The organism is Corynebacterium intestinale (assembly GCF_023574125.1).
GTDB lineage: Bacteria > Actinomycetota > Actinomycetes > Mycobacteriales > Mycobacteriaceae > Corynebacterium > Corynebacterium hesseae.
In genome coordinates, this window is sequence record NZ_JAMKFF010000002.1 from 103,583 (window position 1) to 130,322 (window position 26,740).

At 61.2% G+C, this 26,740-nt stretch carries 18 protein-coding genes; 13 read left to right on the forward strand and 5 right to left on the reverse strand.

The features are described 5' to 3' along the window. Positions 1-41 precede the first annotated feature (41 nt). The gene (locus M5J06_RS03515) at positions 42-209 is read right to left on the reverse strand and encodes a hypothetical protein (protein ID WP_010188407.1); all 168 of its coding nucleotides are present in this window, start codon (positions 207-209) and stop codon (positions 42-44) included. Between the two features lie 112 nt (positions 210-321). Here M5J06_RS03515 and M5J06_RS03520 point away from each other — a divergent pair, with 112 nt between their 5' ends. The 3 genes from M5J06_RS03520 to tgt all read left to right on the forward strand — a co-directional run bounded on the left by M5J06_RS03520 (position 322) and on the right by tgt (position 5,437). After that, positions 322-1,560, forward strand: coding sequence for an MFS transporter (locus M5J06_RS03520; RefSeq protein WP_250223982.1), 1,239 nt, complete (start codon positions 322-324; stop codon positions 1,558-1,560). A 154-nt stretch (positions 1,561-1,714) separates the two neighbouring features. Beyond that, entirely contained in the window at positions 1,715-4,147 is a 2,433-nt protein-coding gene (locus M5J06_RS03525; protein ID WP_250223983.1) for an MMPL family transporter, read from the forward strand. Positions 4,148-4,153: 6 nt separating this feature from the next. Beyond that, positions 4,154-5,437 (forward strand): tRNA guanosine(34) transglycosylase Tgt, encoded by a 1,284-nt coding sequence (gene tgt, locus M5J06_RS03530; RefSeq protein ID WP_250223984.1) that lies wholly within the window; start codon positions 4,154-4,156, stop codon positions 5,435-5,437. Here tgt and M5J06_RS03535 read toward each other — a convergent pair. The 3 genes from M5J06_RS03535 to M5J06_RS03545 all read right to left on the reverse strand — a co-directional run bounded on the left by M5J06_RS03535 (position 5,425) and on the right by M5J06_RS03545 (position 7,172). Continuing rightward, positions 5,425-6,165 (reverse strand): sortase family protein, encoded by a 741-nt coding sequence (locus tag M5J06_RS03535; RefSeq protein ID WP_154737196.1) that lies wholly within the window; start codon positions 6,163-6,165, stop codon positions 5,425-5,427. The two genes, tgt and M5J06_RS03535, sit on opposite strands and share 13 nt — an antisense overlap. After that, complete coding sequence (locus tag M5J06_RS03540; RefSeq protein ID WP_250223985.1) at positions 6,158-6,322, reverse strand: DUF6290 family protein; 165 nt, start codon at positions 6,320-6,322, stop codon at positions 6,158-6,160. The genes M5J06_RS03535 and M5J06_RS03540 overlap by 8 nt, the downstream gene beginning before the upstream one ends. Positions 6,323-6,437: 115 nt before the next feature. Continuing rightward, on the reverse strand, positions 6,438-7,172 hold the full coding sequence (locus M5J06_RS03545) for a queuosine precursor transporter (protein WP_070564234.1): 735 nt from the start codon (positions 7,170-7,172) through the stop codon (positions 6,438-6,440). 438 nt (positions 7,173-7,610) lie between these two features. On the opposite strand from M5J06_RS03545, the gene M5J06_RS03550 reads away from it, so the two are divergent. The 9 genes from M5J06_RS03550 to M5J06_RS03590 all read left to right on the forward strand — a co-directional run bounded on the left by M5J06_RS03550 (position 7,611) and on the right by M5J06_RS03590 (position 24,375). Continuing rightward, positions 7,611-8,246 (forward strand): hypothetical protein, encoded by a 636-nt coding sequence (locus M5J06_RS03550; RefSeq protein ID WP_250223986.1) that lies wholly within the window; start codon positions 7,611-7,613, stop codon positions 8,244-8,246. Further along, positions 8,246-11,131, forward strand: a complete 2,886-nt coding sequence (locus M5J06_RS03555) for a VWA domain-containing protein (protein ID WP_250223987.1) — start codon at positions 8,246-8,248, stop codon at positions 11,129-11,131. The genes M5J06_RS03550 and M5J06_RS03555 overlap by 1 nt, the downstream gene beginning before the upstream one ends. Positions 11,132-11,198: 67 nt before the next feature. Then, positions 11,199-14,864 (forward strand): tubulin-like doman-containing protein, encoded by a 3,666-nt coding sequence (locus M5J06_RS03560; protein ID WP_070564242.1) that lies wholly within the window; start codon positions 11,199-11,201, stop codon positions 14,862-14,864. After that, entirely contained in the window at positions 14,864-17,701 is a 2,838-nt protein-coding gene (locus M5J06_RS03565) for a hypothetical protein (protein ID WP_250223988.1), read from the forward strand. Before M5J06_RS03560 ends, M5J06_RS03565 begins: the two co-directional genes overlap by 1 nt. A gap of 23 nt (positions 17,702-17,724) precedes the next feature. Beyond that, complete coding sequence (locus M5J06_RS03570) at positions 17,725-20,160, forward strand: SaeA-related protein (RefSeq protein WP_250223989.1); 2,436 nt, start codon at positions 17,725-17,727, stop codon at positions 20,158-20,160. A gap of 2 nt (positions 20,161-20,162) precedes the next feature. Then, positions 20,163-21,896 carry a GAP1-N2 domain-containing protein gene (locus tag M5J06_RS03575; protein WP_250223990.1) on the forward strand — a complete coding sequence of 578 codons (1,734 nt, stop codon included), beginning with the start codon at positions 20,163-20,165 and terminating at the stop codon, positions 21,894-21,896. Between the two features lie 18 nt (positions 21,897-21,914). Further along, positions 21,915-22,874, forward strand: coding sequence for a hypothetical protein (locus M5J06_RS03580; RefSeq protein WP_250223991.1), 960 nt, complete (start codon positions 21,915-21,917; stop codon positions 22,872-22,874). Further along, positions 22,874-23,884, forward strand: a complete 1,011-nt coding sequence (locus M5J06_RS03585; RefSeq protein ID WP_250223992.1) for a TRAFAC clade GTPase domain-containing protein — start codon at positions 22,874-22,876, stop codon at positions 23,882-23,884. The genes M5J06_RS03580 and M5J06_RS03585 overlap by 1 nt, the downstream gene beginning before the upstream one ends. Further along, a complete protein-coding gene (locus M5J06_RS03590; RefSeq protein WP_250223993.1) occupies positions 23,881-24,375 on the forward strand; it encodes a hypothetical protein in 495 nt (164 codons plus the stop codon). Before M5J06_RS03585 ends, M5J06_RS03590 begins: the two co-directional genes overlap by 4 nt. Positions 24,376-24,403: 28 nt before the next feature. Here M5J06_RS03590 and M5J06_RS03595 read toward each other — a convergent pair whose 3' ends face one another. Further along, complete coding sequence (locus M5J06_RS03595; RefSeq protein ID WP_250223994.1) at positions 24,404-25,735, reverse strand: hypothetical protein; 1,332 nt, start codon at positions 25,733-25,735, stop codon at positions 24,404-24,406. A gap of 58 nt (positions 25,736-25,793) precedes the next feature. Between M5J06_RS03595 and gluQRS the strand changes: the two genes are divergently transcribed. After that, positions 25,794-26,726 (forward strand): tRNA glutamyl-Q(34) synthetase GluQRS, encoded by a 933-nt coding sequence (gene gluQRS / locus M5J06_RS03600; protein WP_250223995.1) that lies wholly within the window; start codon positions 25,794-25,796, stop codon positions 26,724-26,726. The last annotated feature ends 14 nt before the right edge of the window (positions 26,727-26,740 follow it).

Genomic DNA, 26,740 nt, shown 5'->3' on the forward strand with positions numbered 1-26,740 from the left:
GCACACCAGTTCTTAGTTCTGGGGTGCCGGTCTTTTGTGTTTTAGAAGCCAGCTCGCCCTCTATCAACATCTCTTTGGAAATCCAGCGCGGCTTGGCGTGCCTCGGGGTCGTGGTCTTCCGTACGCTTGTGTATCCGCCGGCTCATCATGCCCGCTGGGATGGCGATGAGAAGGATGGCCGCGACGGCGACAATGACGAAAGTAGACATGGGGGTCTCCTAGAGCACTTCAGCGGTTAAAACTTTGACTGGACAGGGGGGTGTATCCTGACTCTCTATAGTTAAATTCTATGATGTATAACACTATAAAATGTTGAGGTTGATGAATAATCTTTCTTTTAAATCTACGTTCTCGCTCGTCTTCGCAGCCGCTGTCGTTTCCGGGTTAGGTGACGGCCTCATCCCTATTGCCTTTGCGCTTCAGGCACACCGAGTAGATCCGTCGGGGCGCGGCTTGACGGCGGTGCTTATCGCACTGTGGGCGGGCCGCTTCCTTAGTTCTTTGGTGGTCCGAAAGCTGCCGCCACCTCACCGGCCAGTGAACTGGATGCTGGGTAGTGATGTCGTTCGGATGTTGGCGCAGTGGGGGCTCGTGGCGTGGGTGGTTGCTCGCGGCGATTCCATTGCTGCGTTCGCGCTCTCAAGCTGCGTGTACGGTTGTGCCTCATCATTCTTTGGGCCAGCAAGGTTTAGCCTCTTGTCGCAGCTGTTTTCCGATGAGCAGCGCACCCGCGTCAATGGAACCCTGTCGATGCTCGGTGATGTGCTGTATATCGCCGGTCCCCTCATTGGTACAGCGGCAGTGCTGACCTTGGGCTTCAACACGGTATTGCTTATCGACGGCGCCACTTTCCTCGTGGCCATGCTCTTTGTTCTTCCGTTTCTCTCAGTACGTAGCGAACCAGCAGGAGAAAGCTCTCATAGCGCAGCGGCTGAACCAGAACCGGACAGCGCAGGTTCATCGAGTCCGAACAAGCCTCTCGCGTCCCCAACACTCCCGAGCTGGGTGCGGGTAGGGCTCGGTACCTGGCTGGTCGCGGCAGTTGTCAACGGCTTCCTAGGAAGTGCTGGCCCGACGTGGATTATGAATACTTTCGACGAAAAGTCATGGGGATTTATGGCAACTGCTCTTGCGGTCGGTTCGCTGATTGGCTCAGCCGCAACAATTCTGAAGGCATTAGATCGGGTGCGTTTTAGCACCTTGCAAATTCTGGTGCTGATTCTTCTGGCCGGGCAGATCCTGGCTTTGGCATTCTCTTCTGTCTTCGTGCTCATCGCCGCAGTTGGTGCTGCTGCGTCCTTGTTGATGACTGCGGCAGGCATTGCGTGGGATTCTCTCGGGCAGTCTTTGGGGGATGATGGTCTGGTGCACCAGTTCGCTACAAAGGATCAGCTGGTCTTTACCGCCGGCACCCCGCTTGGAATGATTCTTTTCGCGGCACTTTCTTCTCATCCTGGTGTTGCGGCGGTTGCCTTGGCAGCTGCGTTGGTAGTTGCAGCCGTTGCGTCGTCCTTGCCTGTGGCGCGTTCGTCGCGTACGGCAGATATAGCTCAGGCGTAGTGGAGATTGCTTAACGCTCGGCCACGCGGTGGTGCTTTGCTGGGGCGCGTGATGCTGTTAGGGCTTCACAGCCCAACTGGTTAAACTGGTGCACATTCGTGTCCACCACCAAAGCTTCCGCGAGCAATAATCGCGCATGTGAAGGGGAATTTCCGTGGCAAAGCTGCTCTACCACCTAGGCCGCTGGTCTTACATCAATCGATGGAAGGTCATCATCGCCTGGATCTTCATCGTGGCGGCCGCGGGCGGAGCGACCTTGAGCTTGATGAAGCCGATGACCACGGAGTACTCCATCAGTGGCACGCCAGCAATTGACGCCACCCGTCGCGCGGTGGAGCTCTTCCCGGAAAACGGTAACCCGGCCAATGCGCCGACGGTCAACCTCGTCTTCAAGGCCCCGGAAGGGCAGAAGCTCAGCGATCCGCAGAATAAGGAAGCCGTCGAGGATGTGGTGCACCACATTGCTGAGGGCTTGGATATCCCGGAAGGCAGCCAACAGCGTTGGGGCAATCCGCTTGAGGTATCGCCGGCACTGCAGCAGCAGGTCATCGAGCAATTCACCTCTATGGGCTTGCCGGAGGAAACCGCGCGAGCGGATGCCGATAACCTGGCCATGGTCAATGCCGATGAGACCATTGCTTATACCACCTTCGACTTCGATGCGGAAAGCCCCTACTCGGTAGACCCCGCGGATAAAGACGTGGTCCATGAGGCCATGGATATCGGCCGTGCGGCGGGTTTGGAAGTAGAGGCCGGCGGCGCGGGCTTCGGTGATGAAATCCAGGTCAACTCGATTTCTGAGGTCATCGGCCTGGCCGTGGCATTTATCGTTCTCATTATTACCTTCGGTTCCTTGGCTTCCGCGGGCATGCCGCTTATCTCCGCGGTCGTGGGCGTGGGCCTAGGCGCGATGGGTGTCATGATTGCCACCCACTGGATTGAGCTCAACAACCTCACCCCGGTGTTGGCCGTCATGATTGGCCTGGCCGTGGGCATCGACTATGCGCTGTTCATTATGTCGCGCTACCGGCAGGAGCGCTCACGCATGGACGGGCCGGATGCCGCCGGCATGGCCGTTGGCACGGCGGGATCCTCCGTGGTCTTTGCCGGTGCGACGGTCTTCATCGCGCTCTTTGCGCTGCTCGTGGCGCGTATTAGCTTCTTGACGGCGATGGGCCTGGCGGCCGCGGGCACGGTCTTCATGGCCGTGCTTGTGGCGTTGACTTTGGTGCCCGCGATGCTGGGGCTGCTCGGTGATAAGGCCTTCGCTGGGCGCATCCCTGGCGTGGCCGGCAACCCCACGAAGCGCCGCCCGCGCCGCACGAAGCCAACGATGGGTAACCGCTGGGTGCGCACGGTGCAGCGTGTCCCGGGCATCGTCATGGCCTTGGTGGTGCTCGGCCTTGGAGCGTTAACCGCCCCGGTCCTGCACATGGAACTGGCACTTCCGGCGGATACCACGTCCAACCCGGATACCACCCAGCGCAAGGCGGCGGACCTGCTGTCCGAGGGCTTTGGCCCCGGTATCAACGGCCCCTTCCTGGTGATCGTGGATGGCGCTAACGCCAACCCGGATTCCGCGGCTTTGCAGCCCTATATCCAGGGCCAAGAGGGCGAAGAGGATGAGCAGAAGAAGGCCGCTCTTTCCTCCTTCATGTACTCGGTGCAGCGCCTGAACCAAGTGGGTGGGGTCAAGCACGCCCAGTTGGTGGGCGTGAGCAAGGATATGAAGGCAGCGCAGATCATGGTCAGCCCCACCACCGCGCCGACGGATGAGGCCACGGTTGGCACCGCCTCAGCCCTGCGCACCGCTAGCGCGGAGCTGGAGGATGCCACCGGTGCCGAGATCGGCATGACGGGCCTGACTGCGGTGCAGCTCGATATCACCGAGCGCCTTGAAGGGGCCATGGGGCCATACCTCGCCATCGTGGTGGGCCTGGCTATCTTCCTGCTCTTGGCGGTATTCCGCTCCATCTTGGTCCCGCTGGTGGCGGGCTTAGGCTTCCTGCTCTCCGTCGGCGGTGCCTTCGGCCTGACCGTGCTTGTGTGGCAGGACGGCCTCACCGGCCTGGTGCCCGCGCCGGGCCCGCTGATTTCCTTCATGCCTATCTTCCTCATCGGCGTGACCTTTGGCCTAGCCATGGACTATCAGGTCTTCCTGGTCACTCGCATGCGCGAGCACTTCTCCCGCTTCCCGCAGGGCAGCGGTGGGAAGTACAGCAAGTACAACGCCAATGATGAGGCCACCATTGCCGGCTTTACCGCCGGTGCCCGCGTGGTCACCGCCGCGGCCATCATCATGATTTCCGTCTTCGTGGCCTTTATCAGCCAGCCCCTGCCCTTCATCCAGATCTTCGGCTTCGCGCTGGCGGCGGGCGTGCTTTTCGACGCCTTTTTAGTCCGCATGTCGCTTGTCCCCGCCACCATGTTCCTCATGGGGCATACCACCTGGTGGATGCCGAAGTGGCTGGACAAGCTGATCCCGCAGCTGGATATCGAGGGCACTGCGCTCGAGGAAGAATGGGAGCGCAAACACGCGGCAGCATCCCGTGAAGCAGAAGATAAAGCAGCGCAGCCCGTAGAATAGTTCCCTATGACTCACCCTAAGCCGCAGCTTGAGACCGACCTTTCCTTCGACGTGACGAAGGAGCTGACCTTAAGCGGTCCGGCACAACCGGGAAAGCACGGCCGCACCGGTGTTATCCATACCCCGCACGGTGATATCCAGACCCCAGCCTTCATCCCGGTGGCCACCAAGGCCACGGTGAAGACGCTGACCCCGGAGCAGATTCGCCTCACTGGAGCCCAGGCCATCCTGTCCAACGCCTACCACCTCTACCTGCAGCCGGGCCACGACATCGTCGATGAGGCCGGAGGCGTGGCTACCTTCGAGAACTGGCATGGGCCGACGTACACCGACTCGGGCGGATTCCAGGTCATGTCCCTCGGCGTGGGTTTCAAGAAGGTTTTGGCCATGGACGTGGCGGACCTGACGGACTCCGATATCCGCGCGGCCAAGAAGGAGCGCATGGCGCAGGTGGATGAGGATGGAGTGGATTTTAAGTCCATCATCGACGGCTCCACGCACCGCTTTACCCCGGAGGTCTCCATGCAGATCCAGCATGGCTTGGGCGCGGACATCATGTTCGCCTTCGATGAGCTCACCACGCTCGTTGATACCCGCACTTACCAGGAGGAATCTGTAGAGCGCACGCGCCGCTGGGCGCAGCGCTGCCTGGATGAGCACGACCGCTTGACGCTTGCCCGCGGCCCGCAGAAGCCGCGCCAGTCCCTGTGGGGAGTGGTGCAGGGTGCGCAATACGAGGACCTGCGCCGCCAGGCAGCCCGCGGGCTGGTGGACCTTTCCGATTGCGCCGAGGCGAATGGTCGGCGCGGCTTCGGTGGCTTCGGCATCGGTGGCGCGTTGGAGAAGGAGAATCTCGGCACGATTGTGGGCTGGGTGTGCGATGAGCTGCCCGTCGATAAGCCCCGGCACCTGCTGGGTATCTCTGAACCGGATGACATCTTTACCGCCGTTGAGGCTGGTGCCGATACCTTCGATTGCGTGGCGCCGACCCGCCTGGCGCGCCGCGGTGGCGTCTACACTCTCGATGGACGCATGAACCTCACCAATGCGCGCTTCAAGCGCGACTTTGCTGGCGTGGATGAAGAATTTGGCGGCTACGTCTCGGAGAATTACTCCCGCGCCTACCTCCACCATCTGCTCAAGGCCAAGGAATTCCTGGCAGGCACGCTGTGCACGATCCACAACCTAGAGTTCATGATTCGGCTGGTGGATAACATCCGGGCGTCCATCGACGGCGGCTATTACGAGGCCTACCGCGATGAATTCCTGGGGCGCTATTACGCCAAGTGACCGGTGACGATGACGTTGTACTCCAAGTCAGTAGCGCCGTCGACAGCGCAGGCAATGAGTACGATGCGCCCGGGAACCTCGGTATTCATCAGGTCCGCGTCGCTTCCTAGCTGTTCCTTGCCCACCAGGAAAGCGTTATCGACAATCCACTCGCGGCCCGCACCACCCTCAGAGGTCATGCGGATGTGGGAGCCGTTGAGGACGGGCGTCGCAAAGCGCTGTACCTGCGCCCCGTCGAGGCCCTCCACGGTGGTGGGGTTGCTCAGATCGACGTTGGCGGTGACCACCTCGGAGAAGGGGTTGAACACCAGTTTCTGCTGGCCCCAGGCATGGCCCAAGACGTAGGTGGTGCCCTGTTCTGCCGTGGCGGGTGACTCACCCCAGTCTTGTACCCAGCGCACCATGGTCTCCTGTGGCCCAGCGGGGTTGAGGGGCAGGACGAAGGGCATCGAGTCATAGGTCGCGCCCGTGATGGTGGCCGAGCCTTCCATCTCAAACGTACCGGTCAGTGCGGGTGACGGGCCTTGGTTGAGCGGCGGCGGGGTAGGGGTGGTGCTGGGCGCTGCGCTTGGCGACGCCTCACTGCTCACCGTCGTGGTTTCCGGTGCCGCGTGGCTCGTCGTTGCGGACGACGTGGTGACTTCCTCTGTACCCGAGCACGCCACAAGACTTAGGGCCGTGGCTAGGCCAAGGACGGGGAGGCGGGGAGTTCGTAGATGCTTATGCATCGTCGATGTCCTTTAATACCTCATCAAGATTAAACCGCTCGCCAGAATCCTTTGCCATTGCTGTGCGCAGTTCCTGAAGGTCGTAGTAGTCTTCGACCCGTTCCAAAAGTGCTGCACGGGCTGAAGCAGATTTCGGACGGCCTTCACATGCAGCCATTTATTCTCCTTTGCTCTTGTGAATGCATCGTATTACGCAAGTTGGGTGAAGGGAAGAGAGAAATAGACCCCCTCAGCACAGTGCGTGCCAAGGGGGAATTCGGGACGGGTCGCTGCTACTTAGACGGCGCTGTCGTAGGGGTGTCGGCCTCGGCGATAGGTGCGTAATCCTCGCGGCGCTTAACCCAGGAGATAACCAGCGTGGTCAGCGGAAGCATGATGACCTCGCAGGCGGTCTTCCAGAGGAAGCCCACGATGACGTAGTTCAGGAAGCCACTGAAGGAATCGATGCCGATGACGGGCGCTGCGATGGCGCAGAACAGCAGAGTATCGCCGAATTCGCCGACGACGGTGGAAGCAACAAGGCGGCCAATGAGGCCCTTTTCGCCGGTGCGGGCCTTCATCTTCACCAAGGTGAAGGAATTGAGCAGCTGGCCCACGAGGTATCCGGCCAGGGAGGCGGCGAGAATCTGCGGCACGAGGCCGAGGGTTGCTTCGAAAGCTTCTTGGCCTTCGTAGAAGTCAGCCGCGGGCAGCCAAATCGCAATGTAGAAGGAAACCGCGGCCAAAAGAGCCATGGCAAAACCGATATAAACGGCGCGGCGGGTGGATTTGAAGCCGTAGCATTCGGAGAGGACATCGCCCACGATGTAGGCGAGAGGGAAGAGGAAGAAGGCACCATCGGTGATGAGTGGGCCGAGTTGGACGCCCTTCGTGGCGTTGATGTTCGAGATGAGGAAGGTAACGACGAACACCGAGACCAGCCACGGGTACAAAGTGGAATGTACCGGGATGAATCGGATGCTCTCGCCACCGTTTGTGGTGGTTGCGGTTGCCGATTGAGTTGTCATGGCACAGCATTTTTCCACGAAACTAGGGGAACTAGAAATAGGGAGTTTAATTCGGTTCACGCGGGGAGCACTCCCTTGCCCGGCGGTTCTTTGGGAAAAGGCAGCGGAACAGGTTGCTTCTTTGGTGTGGTTCCAGCGCTTCGCCCATCAAGATCTGCAAACCGGGCAGAAAAAATGCACGTAGTATGGCATTCTTTTGCTTGCAGTGTTTTCGTGTTCCCTGAACGTTTACTGTCTATTGTGTCGCGGTGCGCGCTCGAAGAGATTCGGGGCGTTCGAAGTCCGAGGCTAGTGACAGGCATGTCGTGTCAGGGGGTGCGGCTACTTTGGTTTCTAGTCCTCAGAGCTTTCCGGCTGATCTTCTACCTTCTGCGTCTCTAATGCGGGAGGCACCAGGTTTGCCGGTGGCCCAACTTCGTACAAGGGAAGGTCATCGATATGACGTTTGGTTCCCCAGGCTCCTCACCACAGTTTGGCGGGCGCCCGCCCCGCGGGGCTGACCGGCCAGGTGCAGGTTCCACGCACGGTTCTGGCTCCGGGTTTGGCTCGCCCACTGGGGCTGGGGGCTTCGGTGGTTTTGGCGCCCCGAATCCTTCCCAGAATCCTGCGCAGAAGCCCTCCCCGGGTTTCAACTCCGGTTCGGGCGCGGGCGGTTCCTTTGGCGCGCCGGGCTCGCCGGATGGTTTCGGTGATTCCTCGCCCGCGCCGGATTACCGCCGTCAGGTGGCAACACCGACGAGCCCAACGAAGGGGCCGTGGCCGCTGCTCATTGCCGCTGGCGTATCCGCGGTTATCGCGCTGATCCTGTTGATTCTTGCGCCGCTGGTTGCCGCTCCGACGGAGGGCCTTTTCTTTGGCCTGGCAATCGGGGGATGGCTCTTGGCTGGAATCGTCTCCTTCATCCTCTTGGGCTTGTACACGCTGAAGAACACGCAGCGTCAGGCTGAGACCTTTTACATTGAGGATACGACGCAAACCTTGCTCTACCGCGTCATCATGGGTGGAAGCTTTGTCCTTGTCATTGTCGCTGCGGTGGAAATCGCCTTCTACGTAGGAAAGGCGGTTGGCGCCTAATGAAGAAACTTACTCGTGCACTTGCCCTATCCGCGGCGGTGGCAATCGCTGGATTCGGTGGCAGCTTAGGCGCGGTAGCGCAGGACGCTCCGCCGCCTCCGGAAGCCCCTGCGGCCCCTGAAGCCCCAGAAGCTCAGCCGGAAGAACGCCCTGAGGGAATCGGTTCCGAATCCTCGCTCTCTGAGGTTTCGCAGAAGAACCTGTCCGATTTCGGCTCCTGTATTGCCAGCGAGAAGTCTGCGGACCTGCTTTTTGTTCTTGACCAGTCGGCGTCGTTGGTGGGCTATGAAGGCTCTCAGCCGACGGACGCCGATGCCTTCCGCGTTGATGCCACGGGGGACATCGTCAAGCAGCTGGCTAACCTCGGGGAAGATAACGGCGCAGACATCAACGTGAAACTCGCCGGCTTTGGTTCTGACTATTACAGCGATCCGGCTGAGTACGGCGGGTGGACCAATGTCTCCGGAAACGGTGATGCCCTGCAGGGGGAGTTGGACAAGTTCCGCAAGGAGGACCGCGTAGCGGACCTCGAAACCAACTACGGCGCGGCTTATAAAGGCGCGTTAAAGGAACTGGCGTCTCACCAAGGAAGTAGCTGCCGCGGCATCGTGTTCTTTACCGATGGCAAGTACTACACCGACGCCGAGGCCAACGATCTCCAGGGTGCACAGGACAAGCTGTGTGAGGTCAATTCCTCTGTCACCGCCTTCCGTAACTCCAATATCCGCCTCTTTAACGTGGGACTCGTTCCGGCGGCGGAAGCCCAGGACCAGGTCCGCCAGCTCACCCGCATGGCGGAGGGGGAAGACTGCGGCCAGGGTGCGCCGAATGGTGCATTCTTCGACGCGGGTGAGGACCCGGCAGCACTGTTCGCGGCCTTCCGTAACCTCATCCCCACCTCGGGTGGTGTAACCAAGGACGGCAACTTCAAAGACCAGTTTGATTTCGTCCTCGATGACTCCGTATCCCCTGTGCGTTTGTCAGCAGTACCGAAGAACTCGGTGGGTGAGGACGATCTCATCCCAACTCTGACGGGCCCCGATGGCGAAACCGTGGAACTCAAGCCGGATACCACAAGCGTCGCTGGTGCGAAGGTCTCCGTGACGGAGAACAACAAGCTGCCGGGCATGGTTGATATCGCGATGGAAAAGGACGGCGATTCCTGGGCAGGCGCGTGGACTTTTGGCTACAAGGTGGCTGAGGGGACCGAAGGCGAGTACCTCGCATCCGTTGTCATGGTGCCGGGCCTTAACCTGGACCTCAAGACGGAAGATGGCGCCAAGGTAGAAGGCGGCATCAACTCTGACCAGGTTTTGAAGGGACAGTTGGTCGATGGCCACGGCGAGCCCCGTGCGCTGGAGGGCCAGGGAACCCTTCATGCGGAGTTCATACCGGAGGATGGTTCTCCGGTTACCCTCGTGGACAATGCCCCCATCACCGATGGGCAGCCAGTAGACATTCCGCTGGAGAAGGTGGAAAACGCGGCATCCGGTCAGCTCGTCACCCGCGTGGAAATCACCACTAAAGACACAGGTGAGCGCCCAGGTTCGAAGCTGGATCCCATCAACGCGGAAACGCCGCTGACGGTTACCCCGGTCAATATGCCGACGGTGGGCTCGGCGCAGACGATCACCATGACGGAGAAAGAAGTTACTGTCGACGTCCCGGTGACCGGCCCCGGCAAGGTATGGGTAGCAGACCAGACCGTGGATTCCGCTGACGGGATGCTGCCCTCGGGAGTTCCTGCCGTTGCGGTGAGCTCCAAGCACAACTCGGAGGATTCCGCGCTGGAGCTCTCCAAGGACGAAAAGGCGACCATCCCGGTGACGTTGAGCGTTGAAGAGATGGCGGATGGCCCGCTGCGCGTGGATCCGGTGATCAACCTGCAGTCTGCTGAGGATAACCAGCAAATGGAGCTGCCGCTGACGCTGCAGGGTTCCATGACCGCGCCATTGAGCAAGTCCGCTTTCGGCCTCTCCTTTGTCCTCGCGGTGTTGCTTGCGCTGCTGATTCCGCTGGCCATCTTGTACCTCATGAAGTGGGTTAGCGGCCGTATTCCGGAAAAGCCCCGAATGTTTGCGAAGACCATCCCGGTACGCCGCGAGGGCGCTAACCTCGTGCGCACCGACAATGGCCGCCCGTTCGCGGTGTCCAAGGAAGAGTTCCAGGGCGCTGTTCCGGTGGAGACTACCGGACGCTCTGCTCGCTTGGGCAGCAATGACGCCAAGGTAAAGATGGGGCTGAGCCCGTTTACCGCCGCCCACGTGGAGGTCCAGCGCGATGGCACCATTTCCGGCAAGGACAAGAAGTCCGGCTGCCGGGCAGTTCTGCCGCTTGCGGTGCAGAACACGTGGTTCTTCGTGGGCAACGAGAAGGACCGCGATTCCGGTGAGATTGTCATGACCATCGATACGCTGGCCCAGGCCAGCGCGTATGACGAGATGTCGAAGGAGATCAGCCGCCAGGCCCTGCAACTCTTTGACCAAGTCGAATTCCCAGCCGAGAAGCCCGACAAGGCACAGACACCGCCGCAGTCCGGCCAACCGGGGCAGCCGGTCCAGCAGAACCAGCCTGGCTCCCAGCCGCCGAGCGGTCCGCCGCCGCAACGTGGACCGCAGCAGGGTGCTCCGCAACCTGGTGGATTCGGCCAGTCCCAGCCTTCCGGCCCGTCACTTCACGGCCAGCAAGGGCGTGCGAACGGGCCGGGACGCCCCGGCTTCGGCGGAACGCCAAATGTTGGCGGTGGCACCGGGTTTGGCGGTGGCACTGGCTTTGGTGGGGACTCTGGCTTTGGGCAACCAGGCCAGCAGCGCCCGGGTAATCCTGGTAACCCTGGTACCAACGGCGGCTGGCCCCCAAGCCCGGGATTCGGCTCCCAGGGCTAAGCCGGTAGAGCAGTACACAACAGCCATAAACAGCACAGAAGCGAACCCCTTCGAAAGGTAGTTAAAGATGAAGAAGTTCCTCGTCGTCGGTTGCGGTGGCTCCGGCGCCAAGACACTGGCGTTCATGATGGACCAGCTCAAGGCCGAGCTGCGAAGCATTGACCCGGACATGACCGAGCTGCCCAAGGCATGGCAGTTCGTCAACATCGACGTGCCGCTCGAAGAGGAGGCTGGACCGCAGAAGCTGCCGAATGTTACCCAGAACGGTGGTCACTACGTAGGCATTGGTGCCCGCCAGAACTACAACTCCTTCGACGAAGGCGTGTCCAGCACCTTGGGGCGCGCTGGCAAGCTCGGTGAGATTGCAACGTGGGCCACCCGTAACCCCTCCACCAACGACGTGAAGCTGGCTGATGGTGCCGGCCAGTATCGCGCGATTGGCCGCATGCTGACGCTGCCGAATCTCAAGAAGATCCGCCAGTCGCTCAAGGAAGCGGTGGATGAGATGTTCACACAGGAGGCAATCCAGGAGCTCAACCGCCTTAACTACAAACAGACCAAGCTGGATTCTGATACCGGTGATTCCCAGCCGGTTGTCCTCGTTGTCTCCTCCATGGCGGGTGGCGCGGGCGCCTCGATGTTCCTGGACGTGTGCCGCGTGCTCACCACCATCCCGAATGTGAACCCACAAGGCACCCTCATCTTCATGTACACCCCGGAGATCTTCGCCGATAACAAGGCGGATGACATGGCCGGTGCATGGCCGAACTCGCTGGCTATGTTCGGTGAGGTCGTCGCCGCGCAAATGGGTAATGCCTATGAGCATGACCGCGCCATCTTTGAAGCCTTTGACATGGGCACCCCGCCGGAGGGGCAGACCTTCGGCCGTATTTTCCCCATCGGTTCCAAGATGGGTACCACCAGCGCTCGTTTCGGCGATGGTTCCGCCATGTCCATCTATCGCGGCCTGGGCCGCGCGTTGGCGGGGTTGATGGCTTCCACCAAGGCCAGCGATAACCTCGTGTCCTACGCGCTGACTAACACTCCGGCCGGTGACGGCGGCCGCCGCTTCTTCGGCTGGGATCGCCCAGACGGGACGCCGTGGGGTCGCCTGCCCTGGGGTTCGCTGGGTTATGCCCAGGTTTCGATGGGCCGCGACCGCTTTGCCGAATACTCTTCCCAGCGTCTTGCCCGCAGCGCCTTCGAGCGCCTCTTCAACGGGCACCTCGACCCGCAGAACCCCGAGGCCGGTGAGATGCAGATTGCTAAGAAGCTGGAAGAGCGGCTGCCTAACGCTTTTAGCTCTATGACGCTTGATCCTTCCTGGGCACAAGGCGGCCAGATTGATAGCGGCAGCGTGTGGAATTGGCTCAACAGCGTCTTTGGTGGCCAGGCCCAGCAGGCCGCGGATAGTGCTGCGAAGCACCTGCAGAACTTCATTCCGGTGGGCCAGGGCCGTAACGTCAACGAATGGCGTGAAGAGTTCGAGGGCAACATGGCCGATCCTCGCAATGAACAGGCCATCGCATCTGTTCTGAACAATGCCGCCTATGACATTGTTTACCGCTACGCCAACTTCTTCAGCGATGGTGTCCTCGCCACCGTGGAGTCAGAGCTCGCTGCGGTGGGCGTGCCCTATGTACGCGAGATGCTCTCCAAGATCACGGACGTGCTCACCAACTCCGACCGCCTCCTGCCGCGCCTCTCCGAATACTCCGGCTACTACCAGAACACCCGCGTGCTGGCGAAGCCAGAAGGCGCGGACCCTATCCTCAGCCCGTTGACCGGCAAGGGCCAGATGACGGACCCGACTCCTACGGTCAATGCTCTGATGGGCCTGTACTTCAACCAGTTCTACAGCTACGCCCTCATGGCTATCGCTCACCTGCTCAAGGATGTCCTGCAGGACTACGCCGATGAGAACCTCTTCCACCTCAAGCGCGAGCTGGGAGATGCCCACGCGGTGCTGGAGAAGGCCGTGTCGAAGCGCCCGGAGACCAACAAGTTGGCTGACGTCCGCACTGACGAGGTCAACTCGTGGCCGACGGAGCTCGATGAGGTCGTGGAAACCCGCTTCAAGGGCGCCGAGAACGAAATCATGCTGACCGACGTCAACAGCTTCATCTCGGACTACCGTGACCAGATGCTGCGTACCATCCAGGGACAGCAGTCCACCTCGGATGTCACCAACTACGAGCAGGCTTATCCTTTTGCGGTTCGTGCGGTCATCCGCGGTGAATGGGAATCACTCGATGCGGCCCAGGCGCCGAATGACACCCTGGCCCCGCAGAAGCGCACCAATGATGCTTACTCCAACCGTGCTGGCTGGGTGTCCAAGTACCTCTCACGCCACCCGCAAAGCGGTGAATCCCGCGAATCCCAGCGCGCGCACTACCGCGCCAAGATTCGCCCAACTGATTTGCTGGAGCGCTCGCGCCAGTGGATTAATCGCCGTGATTATGAGTTCCAGAAGTTCAACTCGGTGGATCTGCGCCGCTACCTCACCCTTACCCCGGATATCAACGAGGTCGAGCACGCGCAGCGTCAGCGCCGGTTCGTCGAGGCATTCCAGCTTGCGCTGAGCTATGCCCGCCCCTTGGCTGCCGTCAACGATGACATGGTTCAGCGTATCCACGGCAAGTCCGTGCAGTACACCTACTCCTTCTCCGATATCCCGTTTGCGGAGCTGGGCTCTGCGGAGACCGGCATCGCCTCCCAGCTGGAGTCGGTGCTCAGCCGCCCGGAGATTGACGGGCCTTCCACGGTGGCTCTGCGCAACTCGCTGAACATGTCGGACCATGTGCAGCACATCGAGATCTTCGGTTCCTACCCCAACTACTCGCCGATCGTCTTCTCCTCCATGTTTAACTACATCGCCAAGGACATCGAGAAGCAGGACAATTTCGACGGTTCCTGGTGGTCGGAGCGCCGCACCCGCCCGCTGCCAGCAGCCCTGCCACTGACGAAGACGGAGCGCCAGGCCATGGTGGCCGGCTGGATCATCGGACGCATTACCGGCCGCGTCTACATTTCCAACGCCGATGCAGCCAATGCGGCGGCCCACATCTTCGATGACACGGATGGTGGCGTGAATGGTTGGGTTGATTTCCCGGATCCGCTGCTTATCTCGCCGCGCCGCATGATCAAGAAGTCTGACTGGATGCCTTCGGTTTTGGAGTCCATCTTTATCGCCTACGCGAAGGTGCAGGAAACCGGACACTATGGTTTTGCCTCTTCGCTCTACCCGTACCAGCTGTTGCGCGGGCTTTTCGACGACGGCCTAGACTTCGCCCACTCCGGTGCGTCCACGCACCCGGTGGTTCACCGCCTCGCGCAGTTCTTGGCTTCCGGTGAAGCCCCGAACCGCGGTGTTATGGGTACCTCCATCCAAGACCGCTATGAATCCTTCGTGGAGGAGCTGGATAAGTTCGCCCGCGGTGCGGACCACTTTGTGCCGGGCCACACCAACTCCTTGCCGGGACAGGGTCGTAAGGAAAAGCCCTTTGCGGAGATACGCTCCCGCGAAGTCGCCTCGCATACGCCGTACTACCGTGACTTGGCGCTAGACGTCATCGAGATGGTCCCGGTCATCCGCAACTACCTGAATCAGGCCAAGACGGTGGCGGAGAACCCCGTCGCCCAGCCTGCCCCGCAGGTGCGCAGCTCCGATTCTGGCTTTGGCCAGGACCTCGCTCCGGAATTCAACCTCAACGACCTGGATGACACCTTCTAATGACGAACGTAATTATTTTCGGACACGGCGCCACCGCGGATGACATCCGCTCCCGCCTTTGTGACTTGCGTGCGGTCGGCCTGCTGCAGGACTTCCTCTGGATCGACTATGCCCACCCCACGAGCGGAGCTGTTGTGCGCTCCTTTACGGAGGAGGGCACGGCGCGCTTGTCGACGCTCGACGAGGCCCTCCGCAGCTTCAGCGGGGACGTCCTCCTCGCCACCATTGACCCGATGGATGCGGAACAACCGCAGGACGTCGACAAGCTCACGGAGTGGGTCGGGGCCGTCGACCAGCGCCTGATTCAGGCCTCCAACCTGCGCGTGCGCCTGTTGTTGTCAGCCCTTCCGCGCGAGAGTGTGGACATCGCTCCGTTGCAGGGATGGAGCAACCTCGTGCTCTCCCCAGAAGAGGGCGGGACCCCAGCCTCCTCGCGCATTCGCCCGATCAAGCGCACCGCAGATGGCTTCGAGCTTGCCCAGTTCGCAGCCCCGGCCGTAGCCAGCATCTTTGGTTTATGGCGCGGGATGCCCGAGCCGGCCGTGTTGGATCCAGAAACTCACCGCGTCATCGAAACAGGTGACCGGCAGCGCTTCCGTCTCGTGCGCGCCTTCCATCGCACCATCGATGCCAGTGATATCGAGGACAAGGTCAGGAAGGCCGTCTTCGATCCCAGCCAGCGCTTGCCGCAACCGCAGGTCAATAACATTTCGCGCGCCGTGCACTACGCCAATCCGGAACAGCTGACGGATCAGTGCGCCCAGATGTTCATCAACCAGGAGATTTCCCCGTTGGTGAGCGCTCCGACCGCTTATGAGGAGCTGCAATCTCACAAGGTCAGCGGCTGGGCGGCGCTGAAGGATAATCTGCGTCTGTACTGGTCTACTGTGGTGGGCAAGCCGCAGGATTGGGTCGAGGGCCAGCGCGGTGCGATGAACAAGAACGCCGCTACCTTCCTGCAGAAGATGCTCTATGGCCAAGACTCCAGCGTGGAGGTTGTCTTGGCTGGGCACTCCGGCAAGGGCAGTGGCGCAACGAGCGTCGACGAGCTGCGTCAAGCCAGTGAGCACACCATGCGAGTCGCCCGGGAACAGCACTTTTCCTTGGGCCAGGAACCGCAGCTCTCGCGCACGTGGGAGGCCTACCACGACTACGCCTTGGGGCTTGTCGACGGTTCCTGGCGCGACAGCATCGATACCAAGGGCCTGCGCAATAACCAGGGCAACATGTACATCGTGCAGTACAGTGGCCAGTCCGTGCAGGATGTCAGCGCTTCTTTTGAGGGCTTCCATCCACTCATGACCAGCACGTTGGGCTATACGCACGAGTCCCAAGCAACCGTCGCGCCTTTCGATCCGGTAGGCGCTGAGCGTTTTGCCGCCGACATCGAGTACACCAGTCAGCAGACCCGCAATGAAGCGGTCAGCCGCAAGAAGCACGAGTTTGCCTCCTGGCGAGCGAAGAACAGCACCACCTTCGCGTGGAAGGTAGGCCAGGGCCTGTGGGAGAAGCTGGGGCACGCCCAGCAGAAGTACCGCGACGCCCACGCCAAGGCGCGCGAGCTGCAAGAGTTGGCCAATAGCTTCCAAGCGCGTGACTTCAACGCGGAGAACAAAGCGCTGACCCGGAAGCTGCGCACGATGTGGATCGTCCTCTTCGTGGTGCTTGCCCTGATGACCTACATGGTGGCCGGCCGCTATAACCCGGACTTGCCGCTGGGTGAGTACCTTCAGTGGTTCGACTGGCCGTGGTACGTCGTGGGCATCATTGTGGCTGTCCTTCTTTTCCTCGTGTGTTCTTGGGCGGTCTTTACCAAGGCACAGCGTGAGATCTTCGACTACGTGCAGCGGCGAAAGCTGCTGAACCGCAACCAAGAGATCGCCGCGCAGAATCTGGCCACGGCCTCTGCGGAGATCTCCCGCATCTCCAACGCCTATAACCAGTTCCTGAGCTGGTCGGCGTTGTTGGGTCGCGCGATTTACGCGCCCTTTGGGCGTAAGGAAACGTCGAGCGATCACCTGCGGACGCCGCAGTCGGGTCTTCCGGAGAACGCCCGCATTGCCCAGGCCGTGCTCAACCGTGACGATGCCGTGCGCATGACGGATGAAATCCGCTCCCATATTTTCCAAACGGAGTGGGCACACCGCTCGCTTAAGTCACTGCTCGATGACATGAATGACACCTTTGAGCGCAACCGCACCGGCCACTCGGCTGTGGCGCTTAATGAGATGTGGGGAATGGCCGGCCTCGGCTCCAGCACTGCGTTGGATAAACTGTCCCGCAGCCTTGACCACCCCTACATGCAGGACCGCGATCACAAGCAGCAGGAATGGCAGAAGGTCATCACGGATCCGCGCATGACCCGCAGCCTGCAGCAATACCTCAGCCGCGTCACCTTCCGCGAGGAAGGCGGAAGCCGCGTTCAGAGCACCGCCGAGTTCCTCGACGGCATGAACCAGGAAAAGGGAGCCCTCCAGGCCTTTAGCTCCAACGCGCTGACCAACGCTGGTGGTGCTGAAGGATATACCGAAATCGATGGCTCCCGCACACGCATCGTCGAGGTAGACAGCCAGACCGCGCTGACCAGCCAGCTCTCGCGCTCTGTGACGGTGGTGCAGTACGGAAAGATCACTGACTTCAAGTACCTGATTCCCGACGCGGCGTCGAATGCCCCGTCCTTTGTGAATCCTGCGGATCTTTCACTCGACGACCTGGATGACATGGACCACATGGGCTTTAAATCGCCGGTGCAGGGAGATAACCAAGGACCGACTACGCAGCCGCCGTTTGGTCGGCCGGAGGCACCGGACCTCTCAGACCTCGACGAAACTTTCTGACGAGACCTCCTTAAGGAACGTTGATGACACACAACCCGAAACCTTCGATCACGGATATGCCGCTGAGCGAGCTTAAGTCCCTGCACCAGCTCAAGCGCGTGAACGCCGATGATGTGCGCGCGGCCGTATCGGCGCCGTTTAGGCAGTTCGCCGAACAGATTGCCGCCGCGTATAACGGCGAAGAGGTGGCCCACCCAGAGCTGAGCGCACAGGCGCGCAACGCCGCAGTGGCCCAGGAAGAACGTGCCGCGCAGGAACGTGCCGCGCAAGAACGCGCGGCACAGGAAAAGGCAGCGCAGGAACGTGCGGCACAGGAAAAAGCAGCGCGAGCCGAAGAACAAGCCCGCCAGCGGGAACAGGCACAACGTGCCGCTGCAGCTAGTACCGCAGCAGGTGGCGTGGCGCAGGCAGGCTCCGCGCCTCAACCAGAACCGGCACAGCCAGCGGCACAGCCGCATGATTTCTTTGCCGAGTGGGAGGCACTGCAGGCCGAGGAAGAGCAGAAGACCCAGGTCAACGAAGAGGACTACATCACTATCCCGGGCTTTGGGATTAAGGCGGAGTATCAGTTCCGCCAAGACCCGAACTGGGAAGCTCCCGGCATCGAATTTGAGGTTGAGGTGCCGCAAGAGGACGCGCTGGCGCAGGATTCTCACGAGGACTTTGGCTATGGCATCGAACCAGAACCGGAGCCGGAGGATACCGACCTTCGCCATCCGGTGCGCCTGTGGTGGCCTGAGCTTGAGCACTCGCCGGAAGAGGTGGTGTTCTACCGGGTAGTCGCCGATGATTCAGAAATGGTGGCCTCCCCGGATGCCGGTGACACCCTCGTTTACACAAAAGGAACTGCCTACCGTGATCACACCCCGGGCGAGGCAGGTCTGCGCCACTACGCGGTGTGGGCGTACAAGGGCCGGGATCTTCGCGAGCTCATCAATAGCCAACCGGTATTCATGGGAGACACGGGTGTGGTCTTCCCACCGGTGAACGTCCAGGTATCCACCATCAAGGGAGCCATCCAGGTGTCCTGGGACCTGTTACCGGGGCACTCGAGCGCCATGGTTTATGCCTGCCGGGACAGCGAGAAGGAAAAGCTCTCCCCGCGCTTCGAACAAGACGTGGATAGCAGTGGGCGCAAGGCCACCATTCCGGTGCAGGAAGCCGGGCAGACCGTCGTCATCTCGTTGCTAGGCCAAGCGGAGTTCCACGGCGCTACCGAGCAGAGCCAGGACGAAGTCGCCGTCCAACGCTCCGTGAAACTTGCCAGCGAGCTGGAGAAGCTGGAGCTCTCACGCTGTGAGCGCCGCAGCGAATACGGACAAGACAGCATCGAAGTTGATTGGTACTCGCCCAAGACCGGCGAGGTAAAGATCTATCTGACACCCAACGCCCCGCAGGCGGACCTTCGCACGTCCGCGGTGCCAAAGACGTACGTCGAAAGTGCGCTATCGAGCGCCATCAGTGAGACCCGTGGAGTGTCTGAACCGGGCTCTTTCCAAACCACCACGGTGCCGTGGCCGCCGGATTGGTACGAGGTCTACATCACCCCGGTGAACTTTAACGACGCGGATGCCTGGGTGGGCGAATCCAAAGTGCTGCAGCGCGTGCAGTCCATTGAGGATGACCAGTTCCGTCTCATCGAGCGCGTGGACAGCCAGCTCATTACATTTGATTGGCCGAAGGGCGCGACGGCAGTGGAGTACTCCACTAATCGCGAGCACGATCAGATCCGCGAGGAGGATTACGACCTTCAAGGAGGAATCCGCCTGCACCTCGATCAGCACGGCGATACCGTGCGCCTGAAGCCTTATGCAGTCTTCGCGGGCAAACGCACTGAGGGCGATGAACGCGTGATTCAGTACGAAGGCCTGCGCCCAGTAACCTATGACTTTGAGGTTGATTACGCTCAGGGCCAGATCGGGGTGTTCCTCTGGAGCTTGGGCAACGGCGACAAGCGCCAGTTCTCCTGCCAGGTGGTCTACCGTGCTGACCGCCTGCCGCTCTTCCCCGAAGACGGCGAGGCACTCGGCATTGTGGAGACCAACCTGCAGAGCACCACACACGTGGCTCAAGGACTGGGCCCGATGCGCGGGCAGTACCCAGATTTCACGGTGTCAGTAGGCGAGCGAATTCAACGTAGGGGATTCATCCGTCTGTTCGCCGTCGAAGGCTTTGATAGCCAGGTTGATACCTCTTTCGACAGCTTCGGCGGTGAGGACGTCTTTAGTAGTTTCTCGGAGAGCTACAGCGATGCCTCCTCCACGTTGAGTGCATTGGATAAAGCCGTGGTGGTGGAAGGCGATGTGTCTTACAAATTGATGCTGCCCCCACCCGTGCAGAACCAAGCTCCCAACTATGACCCGCAGTACGGCCAACAAGGATATGAGCCCAACGCTTATGACCAGCACAACTATGGCCAGGATTATTCTCAAGACCAGTACTTCCAAGGAGGCCAGTAGTTATGGGCGGTGCCTTTAGCTATGCATCTTTTTCCCGCGCCAATGGCCGTGCCGGTGGTTGGGGAGTGGGCCAGAAGGCCGGCGATATTACCCAGGAGGAGCTGGCTGAGCTGGTGTCCTTCGTGCCGACTTCGCTCAACAACGGCACGACGATACCGGATTTCCCTTCCGCCCAGCAGCGCGCGGAGCTGGTCCGCCGCACAGCGGTTTTTGCTCTCACTCCTGAGGCGGAAAAGTGGGTCACTATGGTCTCCGTCCCCGCAGGCCTAGATGCGACAGGCCGCGGCGGAAACGTCTTCACCTACACGTCCATTTCGCGCACGGGCACTCCGCCAGCGCCGGCGACGGTCCTGTTTTCTCCCGATATCCCAGCGCCTTTTTCCATCTACGAGGTGGACAAAGTCCAGATTCCGGAAAAGATCTCGGCGCGCGGTCCGCTGCACTCGGATGTGTTGCTGGAGGAGTTTCTGGATGGCGAATTCCGTCGCCCAGAAAAGCTGCCCGCACCGTTTAAGGCGGTAACCCCGAACCCCAACCCCACCTTCAATCGTGCGTTGGTCACCGCCATGGCGACGGTTTTGAATTCCCGCAATGGCCTGGTGATTCTCGTGGCGCCTGATAATCAGGCGGCGCTGTGGATCGCCGCCACCGCCCGCGAGGTGAGTGAAGATGGTTTCGGGTTCTCCACTTTTGAGAAGGCCGCCGCCATCAACGAGTTTCCGCTGAGTACGTCCACCATGCTCGTGGTACCGCCTAGCGAGAAGCAGCGTCTTAAGGAAACCGCGATCCCCGGCAATCCAGTCGTGTTTGCACTTGATGAGGCCCTGCCCGATGTCAGCGCGTACGAAGCACGTGCTGCGGAAGAAACTGAGGCCGTGGCCCCGGAGTCGCAGCACGAGCAGGCCGAGCAGCGCACGGGTGCAGCACAGGAACCGGAAGAGAGCGCTGCAACAGCCAGCAAGCCTGAGAAGAGTGCAGCACTCAGCTTCGACGACTCCTGGGGCGAAGACCCAGCTGATTTTGGAGCGCCTATCCCAGACGCCTCGCCTTTTGCGGCCCCGGGTCATGGCCCTGCGGGTATTCCGCCGAATCCCCTCGATACCCCCGCGCCGAGTACGTCGCAGGAGAACCCTTTCGCCACGACAGTAGAAACGGCGCCGTCGCCAAGTGCAGAAGCCGCACCAGCAGCTGAAGAAGCACATCCGCAGCCGGCAGTGTCGTCGGGCGGCAACGCTAGCGTTCCCGGGCTCAGCGCCGAGGAATGGCATAGGCTCAAGGAATTCGATCCGCGCTGGTGGATCGAGCACCTTGATACCAACCGCGGACGCGCCATCCAGTTGGCTTACCTCGACAGAAACTCGTTGGGTGAGGGGCTGGACAAGTTACTGATGTCCGCAATCGTTGCCTCTTGGGTGTTCTATTTCCCGCGGGACTTCAACCTCCTGGCAGAGGATGCGCTGCGGCTCTGGGAGGACCGCGAGCTCGAGCACATCGCGCACCTCACCGCTATGCATTTTGCAGGAACATTCGTGCCGGAGCATTGCGAGCGCTATGCCACGGGGCGCGTCGCCATGGTGCTGGACCGCACGACACAGTTGCTCGCGGAGCGCTCGGCGCGCGCGCAGCAGCAACCCGCCCCATCGCATTTTGCGCAGCATACAGCGTGGCAGCACCGTGGAGCAGTTCACGGAGGACTAGGCGAACACGGTCGAAACATGGGATTCCACGGAAGGTAAGAGAAGGGAAGAAACGTCATGGCTAAATACACACTGCGGGACGGAGAGTCCCGCCGCATCGGCTCAGACGGCATCCTGCGCGTTGAAGCCTTCGAGATGGGAACTGGCGGCGCCTCGATGGAGCTGGCGATTATGGGAGAAGGCGTTGATGCCGTGCGCGTCCACGACCTCTCCATCATGGTGCACTCCCTGCCTGAGCGCGCCACCATCGTCGTACGCCCCAAGCGGAATGGGACCTTTGGCCTGCGCAGCGAGGTGCGCCTGACGGTAAGCAACGCCGGTGATTCGGTGACGTTCCCGCGCGTGCTTATCGACGCCGCCGAGGACTCCGCCGAACGCCTCGCCGAGGTCACCCCGGAATCTGGGAGCTACCTCTTGGAAGCATTCGGCACGACCGAGGGCGCCGGAATTACAGATTCCGCCCGCGAGGTGCGTTCCAAGATGCGCCGCGCGGAGCTGGATGTCGCTGGCCTCGATGAAGTCACCGTGGTCATCGATGGCTCTGCCTCCATGCAGGTCAACGTCACTCCGAAGATCATTGAAGCGGCCGCTAAGTACATCGATGCGCTCTCGGATGCCTTCCGGCACTTCCGCGCCACTGACGGGCAGGACAGCATCGAGACCCATAAGGTGGATGAGCTCACCCGTTTCATCGCGGGTGTGATTGATAGTGGAGCGGAGCGCGTAGGCCAGCGGCCGTGGCGCTTGCCGACTCTCACCTCCACGTCCTCGCTGGTCATCTACGTCACCGATTCTCCCGTGGCCTCCATGCTGGAGACCCAGGTGCCCACCGTTGTACTCATCACCAGCGCCATCGGCCGCCAGGAGCTCGAGCTCGCGCGCATCAACGGGACTCCGGCTCATGTGGCCTATGCGGTGATCGACGGGGACGTCGTCAAGCAGCTCGAATCCGGAGCCAACACTGAGCTTTCGGAATTGACTGACCGCGTCACCGCCATGCTGAAGGAGAGGAACTAATGACCCAGGCACGTTGCCCGTGGACCTTTAAACCGCTCGAGGATGGTGTGACGGTGAGCCCGTACACCAACCGGGAGTTGCCGCAGGGATGGACCGACGCCGTGACGCATTGCGTTGCCATGGCGGGCGCGCGTAACTCCGGTAAGTCGCTGTATACCGCGGTGATGATTAAGCAGCTCAAGCAGCTGGCGCACAAACACAACCGCTCCGTGCAAGCGGCGGATGAATCCACCCGGGAGCGCTACGCGGAGGTATATGAAAAGCCGCTCTTTGAGGAGATGCGGGCCATGGACCCCACGCCGAGCGCGGTGGCTACCGACGCCTACCAGCGCGATCCGCTGATTTTTGAGCTCGGCAAGTGGCCCGATGAACAGGGCTTTGAGCGAATGAATTACCTGGTCTTCCGCGACGTTGCGGGCGAGGATTTGGAGAACCCGCCGGAGAACGAAGCCGACCGCGAGAATCTTGCGTTCTTCTCCCACGCGGATTTGGTGATCTTCCTCTTTGACCCGCTGCGCGTGCAGCAGATTCAAGACTTTATCCACGGGCTGATCCCCAATATTGGTGAGCTCGGTGCGGATTCCCTGAGGGTGCTGGATAACCTGCTGGCGTTGCTCGACACGGATACTCCGCCGCCGCTGGCCGTGACAATCTCGAAGTTCGACACGGTGCAGAAGCTGGAACAAGTTGATGACGTGCGCTGGAAGAAGCTCATGGCCAACCGCGGCTCCGCCTTCCGCCGGGATACCGGGTGGAATTTCCGCGATTCGGACCGCTGGATGGTTCACCTCGAAGCCGAATCGCTGTTGCGCTTCTTGGGTGCCAACGACCTCATCAACAAGATCTATTCGGCAGCGCCGAGTGGCGGTAGTTTCTTCGTGACCTCCGCGTTGGGTGAGGCCCCGACGGGCCGCCAGCTAGCCCGCAGCGGTATTGCGCCCTATCGCGTTCTGGATCCCATCCGCTGGTTGCTGAGTCAACGCAGCGTCTTTGCTGAGGATGTGTCATGACCTTCGGCAACCCGCAGTCCCCAGGAACCCCACAGCCAGGCTCGCCTGCCGCACCCGCGCCGGACTATCGCTATGGGCAGGTCAGCGACACCGTCCGCCAGGCCCGCCGCGCGGCCGATATGAAGGCGCAATGGGCCCCGTGGCCGTTGAAGATCGCAGCGGTGCTGGAGGTCTTCATCACGAGCTACACCGTCTACAACATCTGCCGGCTCATTGCCTTTGAGAACAGTCCGGCGGCGGTAACCCGCACGGACCAGCTTTCCACTGAGCTGGGCGTGTTACTTGCCGTACTGGTTCTCTTGGTGTGTGCTCTCACCACCTATGTGCTGCATGCACAACAGTCCGCTCGAATTGCGTTGACCGTTATCAGCGCCATCGTGGTGCTGCTCATCCCGGTAAGTTCGGTCATGCCCGCGTCGATCGCTTCGGCGGTGGTCATTGTGCTGCTGTGGCTGCCGGCGAACCGGCAGTGGTTCGGTGGCCAAGCGTGACTAGGCTAGGCCTCGTGCATCGCGGGGCCTAGGCCTTCTTGCGTAGTTCCTCGAGCGCGCGGGAATTGCCGGCTGCGTCAAAGAGGTTGAACGCAAAGTGGTACATCTTGCGCGCAGGCTCGGCCGCGTCGGCGGAGGTGTAGCGATCACCCAGAAGCTCAGCAACTTCCGCCATGGCGTTGTGCTCAGAGGGCGTCGTGGCTTCGGAGGCGGGATGGCGCTCTAAGAAGTCGAGCAGAACCTGGGTGGATTTATACATGTCCTGCGCCTGCGAGCGCAGGCTCTCGGAGTACAGGACGGTCCACTTAGCGGACACGGGAAGGCTCTTGAGCTTGAGCGAATCCACGTAGCGTGAGGCCAGGATGTCATAGGCTTCCTCAGGGGCGCGGTGTTGCACGTCGAGGGTCACGGTCTTGAGGATCGAACGGAGCTCGCCGTCGAGGTCTCCGTAGCGCTGATACTCGCGGGCAGCAGCGGCGAAGCAGGCCACGCGTTGCTCCATATCCGCAGCGGAGTGCTGTGCAGCATCGCTGTAAAAGCGGGCCAGCATCGGTGCCGGGAGCTGCTGGTATTCCTCATCCGCGCGCGCGTTGGACAGGATGGTGAAGGAATGCGCAGCAACGCGCTCGCAGTCGGCGGCAGAGCCTGATGCCCACAGCGCGCCCACGGCGGATTCGAGGATGGTGCGGAGGATGTCACCCATCGTGGACCCTGCGCCGTCGAATTCTCCTGCGGTCACGGCGTCGTTGATAGCCACGAATTCAGCAGCGTGTGTTTTCGCTTCGCCGCTCTTGGCGGATTCGAGGCGCTCTTGGAGCTCAGCCAGCGAGACGTTGTTGCCGAAGCTCGAGGATGGGCTATTGGCGTCGGCTGAAGCATCCACGCTGGCGGGGGCGGACTCGGAGAAGTCCTTGTGGCTTGCTGCGATGCGGGCGGCGGCAATCTCATTCAACGCCGTGTCATCGCCAGCCGCGGCTGCCTTGGCGGCGAACTTCTCTGCTTCCTCGGTGTCGTTGTGATCCATCCATGCGCGGGCGACGCGGGTATAGCCTGCGGCCACCAGCGATGGCTGTCCGGTCAGCGCGCCGAGTGCGGCAATGGTGAAGGAATCGTCGACGTTCTTGATGGTGCCGGCGGCCACGCGGAGGGTCTCCCGGGCCTCCAAATAGAGGGCGGCGGGAACGGCATCTTCCAGGCTGCCTAGGAAAGTATCATCTGCGAGTACTCGGCTAATCTGCTCATCAATGTGGGCGGACTCATCGGTGGGAAGAGAAAGCCCGGGAGCCTGGGCGCGCGCATAGGCGAGCATTTTTTCGGCGTCGGCAGAATCAAGCAGGGGATACGTCGCATCAGAAGCCATGGGGGAGAGTCTAGTAGAGGACTCCGGTGCGCGCGGGGCTCCTCGTAGACTGGTGGCCATGGATTCTCTTAGCCCCGCCGGACGCTACGCCCCGAGCCCGTCCGGCGATCTTCACCTGGGTAACCTGCGCACGGCGTTGCTGGCCTGGCTCTACGCCCGGAGTAGCGGGCGCCGCTTCCTTGTACGCGTGGAGGACATTGACACGCAGCGCTCCTCGCGGGAGGCGGCGCAGCGCCAGCTGGAGGACCTCGCCGCGCTCGGCCTGGACTGGGACGGGGAAGTCATCTACCAGCAGGATCGCTACGCGGCTTATGAGGAGGCCTTGGCGCAGCTTCCTACCTACGAGTGCTATTGCTCGCGCAAGGACATCCAGGAAGCCTCCCGCGCGCCGCATGCTATCCCTGGGCAGTACCCGGGGACGTGCCGCGAGCTTAGCGACGATCAGCGGGCCGCCAAACGCGCCGAACTCGCCGCCCAAAACCGCGTGCCAGCCATACGCCTGCGTGCCGACGCTTCCTCCTTCACCATCCACGACGACCTCGCCGGCGAGTACACCGGGGAGGTGGATGACTTCATCCTGCGCCGCGGCGGCCAGCCCCCGGCGGATCCGAACCAGGGCATGGACTGGGCCTATAACCTGGCGGTTGTTGTCGACGATGCCTTCCAAGGCGTCGATCAGATCGTGCGCGGCGATGATCTCCTGTCTTCTGCCCCGCGTCAGGCATACTTGGCGCACAAGCTGGGCTATCCGGAGCCGGAGTTCGTTCACGTGCCGCTCGTGCTCAACGCTGAGGGCGTGCGTTTGTCCAAGCGCGATGGGGCGGTGACCCTGCGTCAGCTGATTGAGGGGCACGGTAGGGATGCGGGGGACGTCGTCAAGCTCTTGGCCCAATCCTTAGGGTATGAGGCTTCTTCCGTACAGGAGCTGTGCCAACAGTTTCAGCCGGAGAAGCTATCGCGGGAGGCCTTCGTCTGGGATGGCGCTGTGTAACTGCTCTCCCTCGC

Bases quoted from the DNA above. Each gene is read 5' to 3' on its own strand.
- M5J06_RS03515 (WP_010188407.1), bottom strand. From the start codon at position 209: ATGTCTACTTTCGTCATTGTCGCCGTCGCGGCCATCCTTCTCATCGCC.
- M5J06_RS03520 (WP_250223982.1), top strand. From the start codon at position 322: ATGAATAATCTTTCTTTTAAATCTACGTTCTCGCTCGTCTTCGCAGCC.
- tgt (WP_250223984.1), top strand. From the start codon at position 4,154: ATGACTCACCCTAAGCCGCAGCTTGAGACCGACCTTTCCTTCGACGTG.
- M5J06_RS03535 (WP_154737196.1), bottom strand. From the start codon at position 6,165: ATGCATAAGCATCTACGAACTCCCCGCCTCCCCGTCCTTGGCCTAGCC.
- M5J06_RS03540 (WP_250223985.1), bottom strand. From the start codon at position 6,322: ATGGCTGCATGTGAAGGCCGTCCGAAATCTGCTTCAGCCCGTGCAGCA.
- M5J06_RS03545 (WP_070564234.1), bottom strand. From the start codon at position 7,172: ATGACAACTCAATCGGCAACCGCAACCACCACAAACGGTGGCGAGAGC.
- M5J06_RS03550 (WP_250223986.1), top strand. From the start codon at position 7,611: ATGACGTTTGGTTCCCCAGGCTCCTCACCACAGTTTGGCGGGCGCCCG.
- M5J06_RS03555 (WP_250223987.1), top strand. From the start codon at position 8,246: ATGAAGAAACTTACTCGTGCACTTGCCCTATCCGCGGCGGTGGCAATC.
- M5J06_RS03560 (WP_070564242.1), top strand. From the start codon at position 11,199: ATGAAGAAGTTCCTCGTCGTCGGTTGCGGTGGCTCCGGCGCCAAGACA.
- M5J06_RS03565 (WP_250223988.1), top strand. From the start codon at position 14,864: ATGACGAACGTAATTATTTTCGGACACGGCGCCACCGCGGATGACATC.
- M5J06_RS03570 (WP_250223989.1), top strand. From the start codon at position 17,725: ATGACACACAACCCGAAACCTTCGATCACGGATATGCCGCTGAGCGAG.
- M5J06_RS03575 (WP_250223990.1), top strand. From the start codon at position 20,163: ATGGGCGGTGCCTTTAGCTATGCATCTTTTTCCCGCGCCAATGGCCGT.
- M5J06_RS03580 (WP_250223991.1), top strand. From the start codon at position 21,915: ATGGCTAAATACACACTGCGGGACGGAGAGTCCCGCCGCATCGGCTCA.
- M5J06_RS03585 (WP_250223992.1), top strand. From the start codon at position 22,874: ATGACCCAGGCACGTTGCCCGTGGACCTTTAAACCGCTCGAGGATGGT.
- M5J06_RS03590 (WP_250223993.1), top strand. From the start codon at position 23,881: ATGACCTTCGGCAACCCGCAGTCCCCAGGAACCCCACAGCCAGGCTCG.
- M5J06_RS03595 (WP_250223994.1), bottom strand. From the start codon at position 25,735: ATGGCTTCTGATGCGACGTATCCCCTGCTTGATTCTGCCGACGCCGAA.
- gluQRS (WP_250223995.1), top strand. From the start codon at position 25,794: ATGGATTCTCTTAGCCCCGCCGGACGCTACGCCCCGAGCCCGTCCGGC.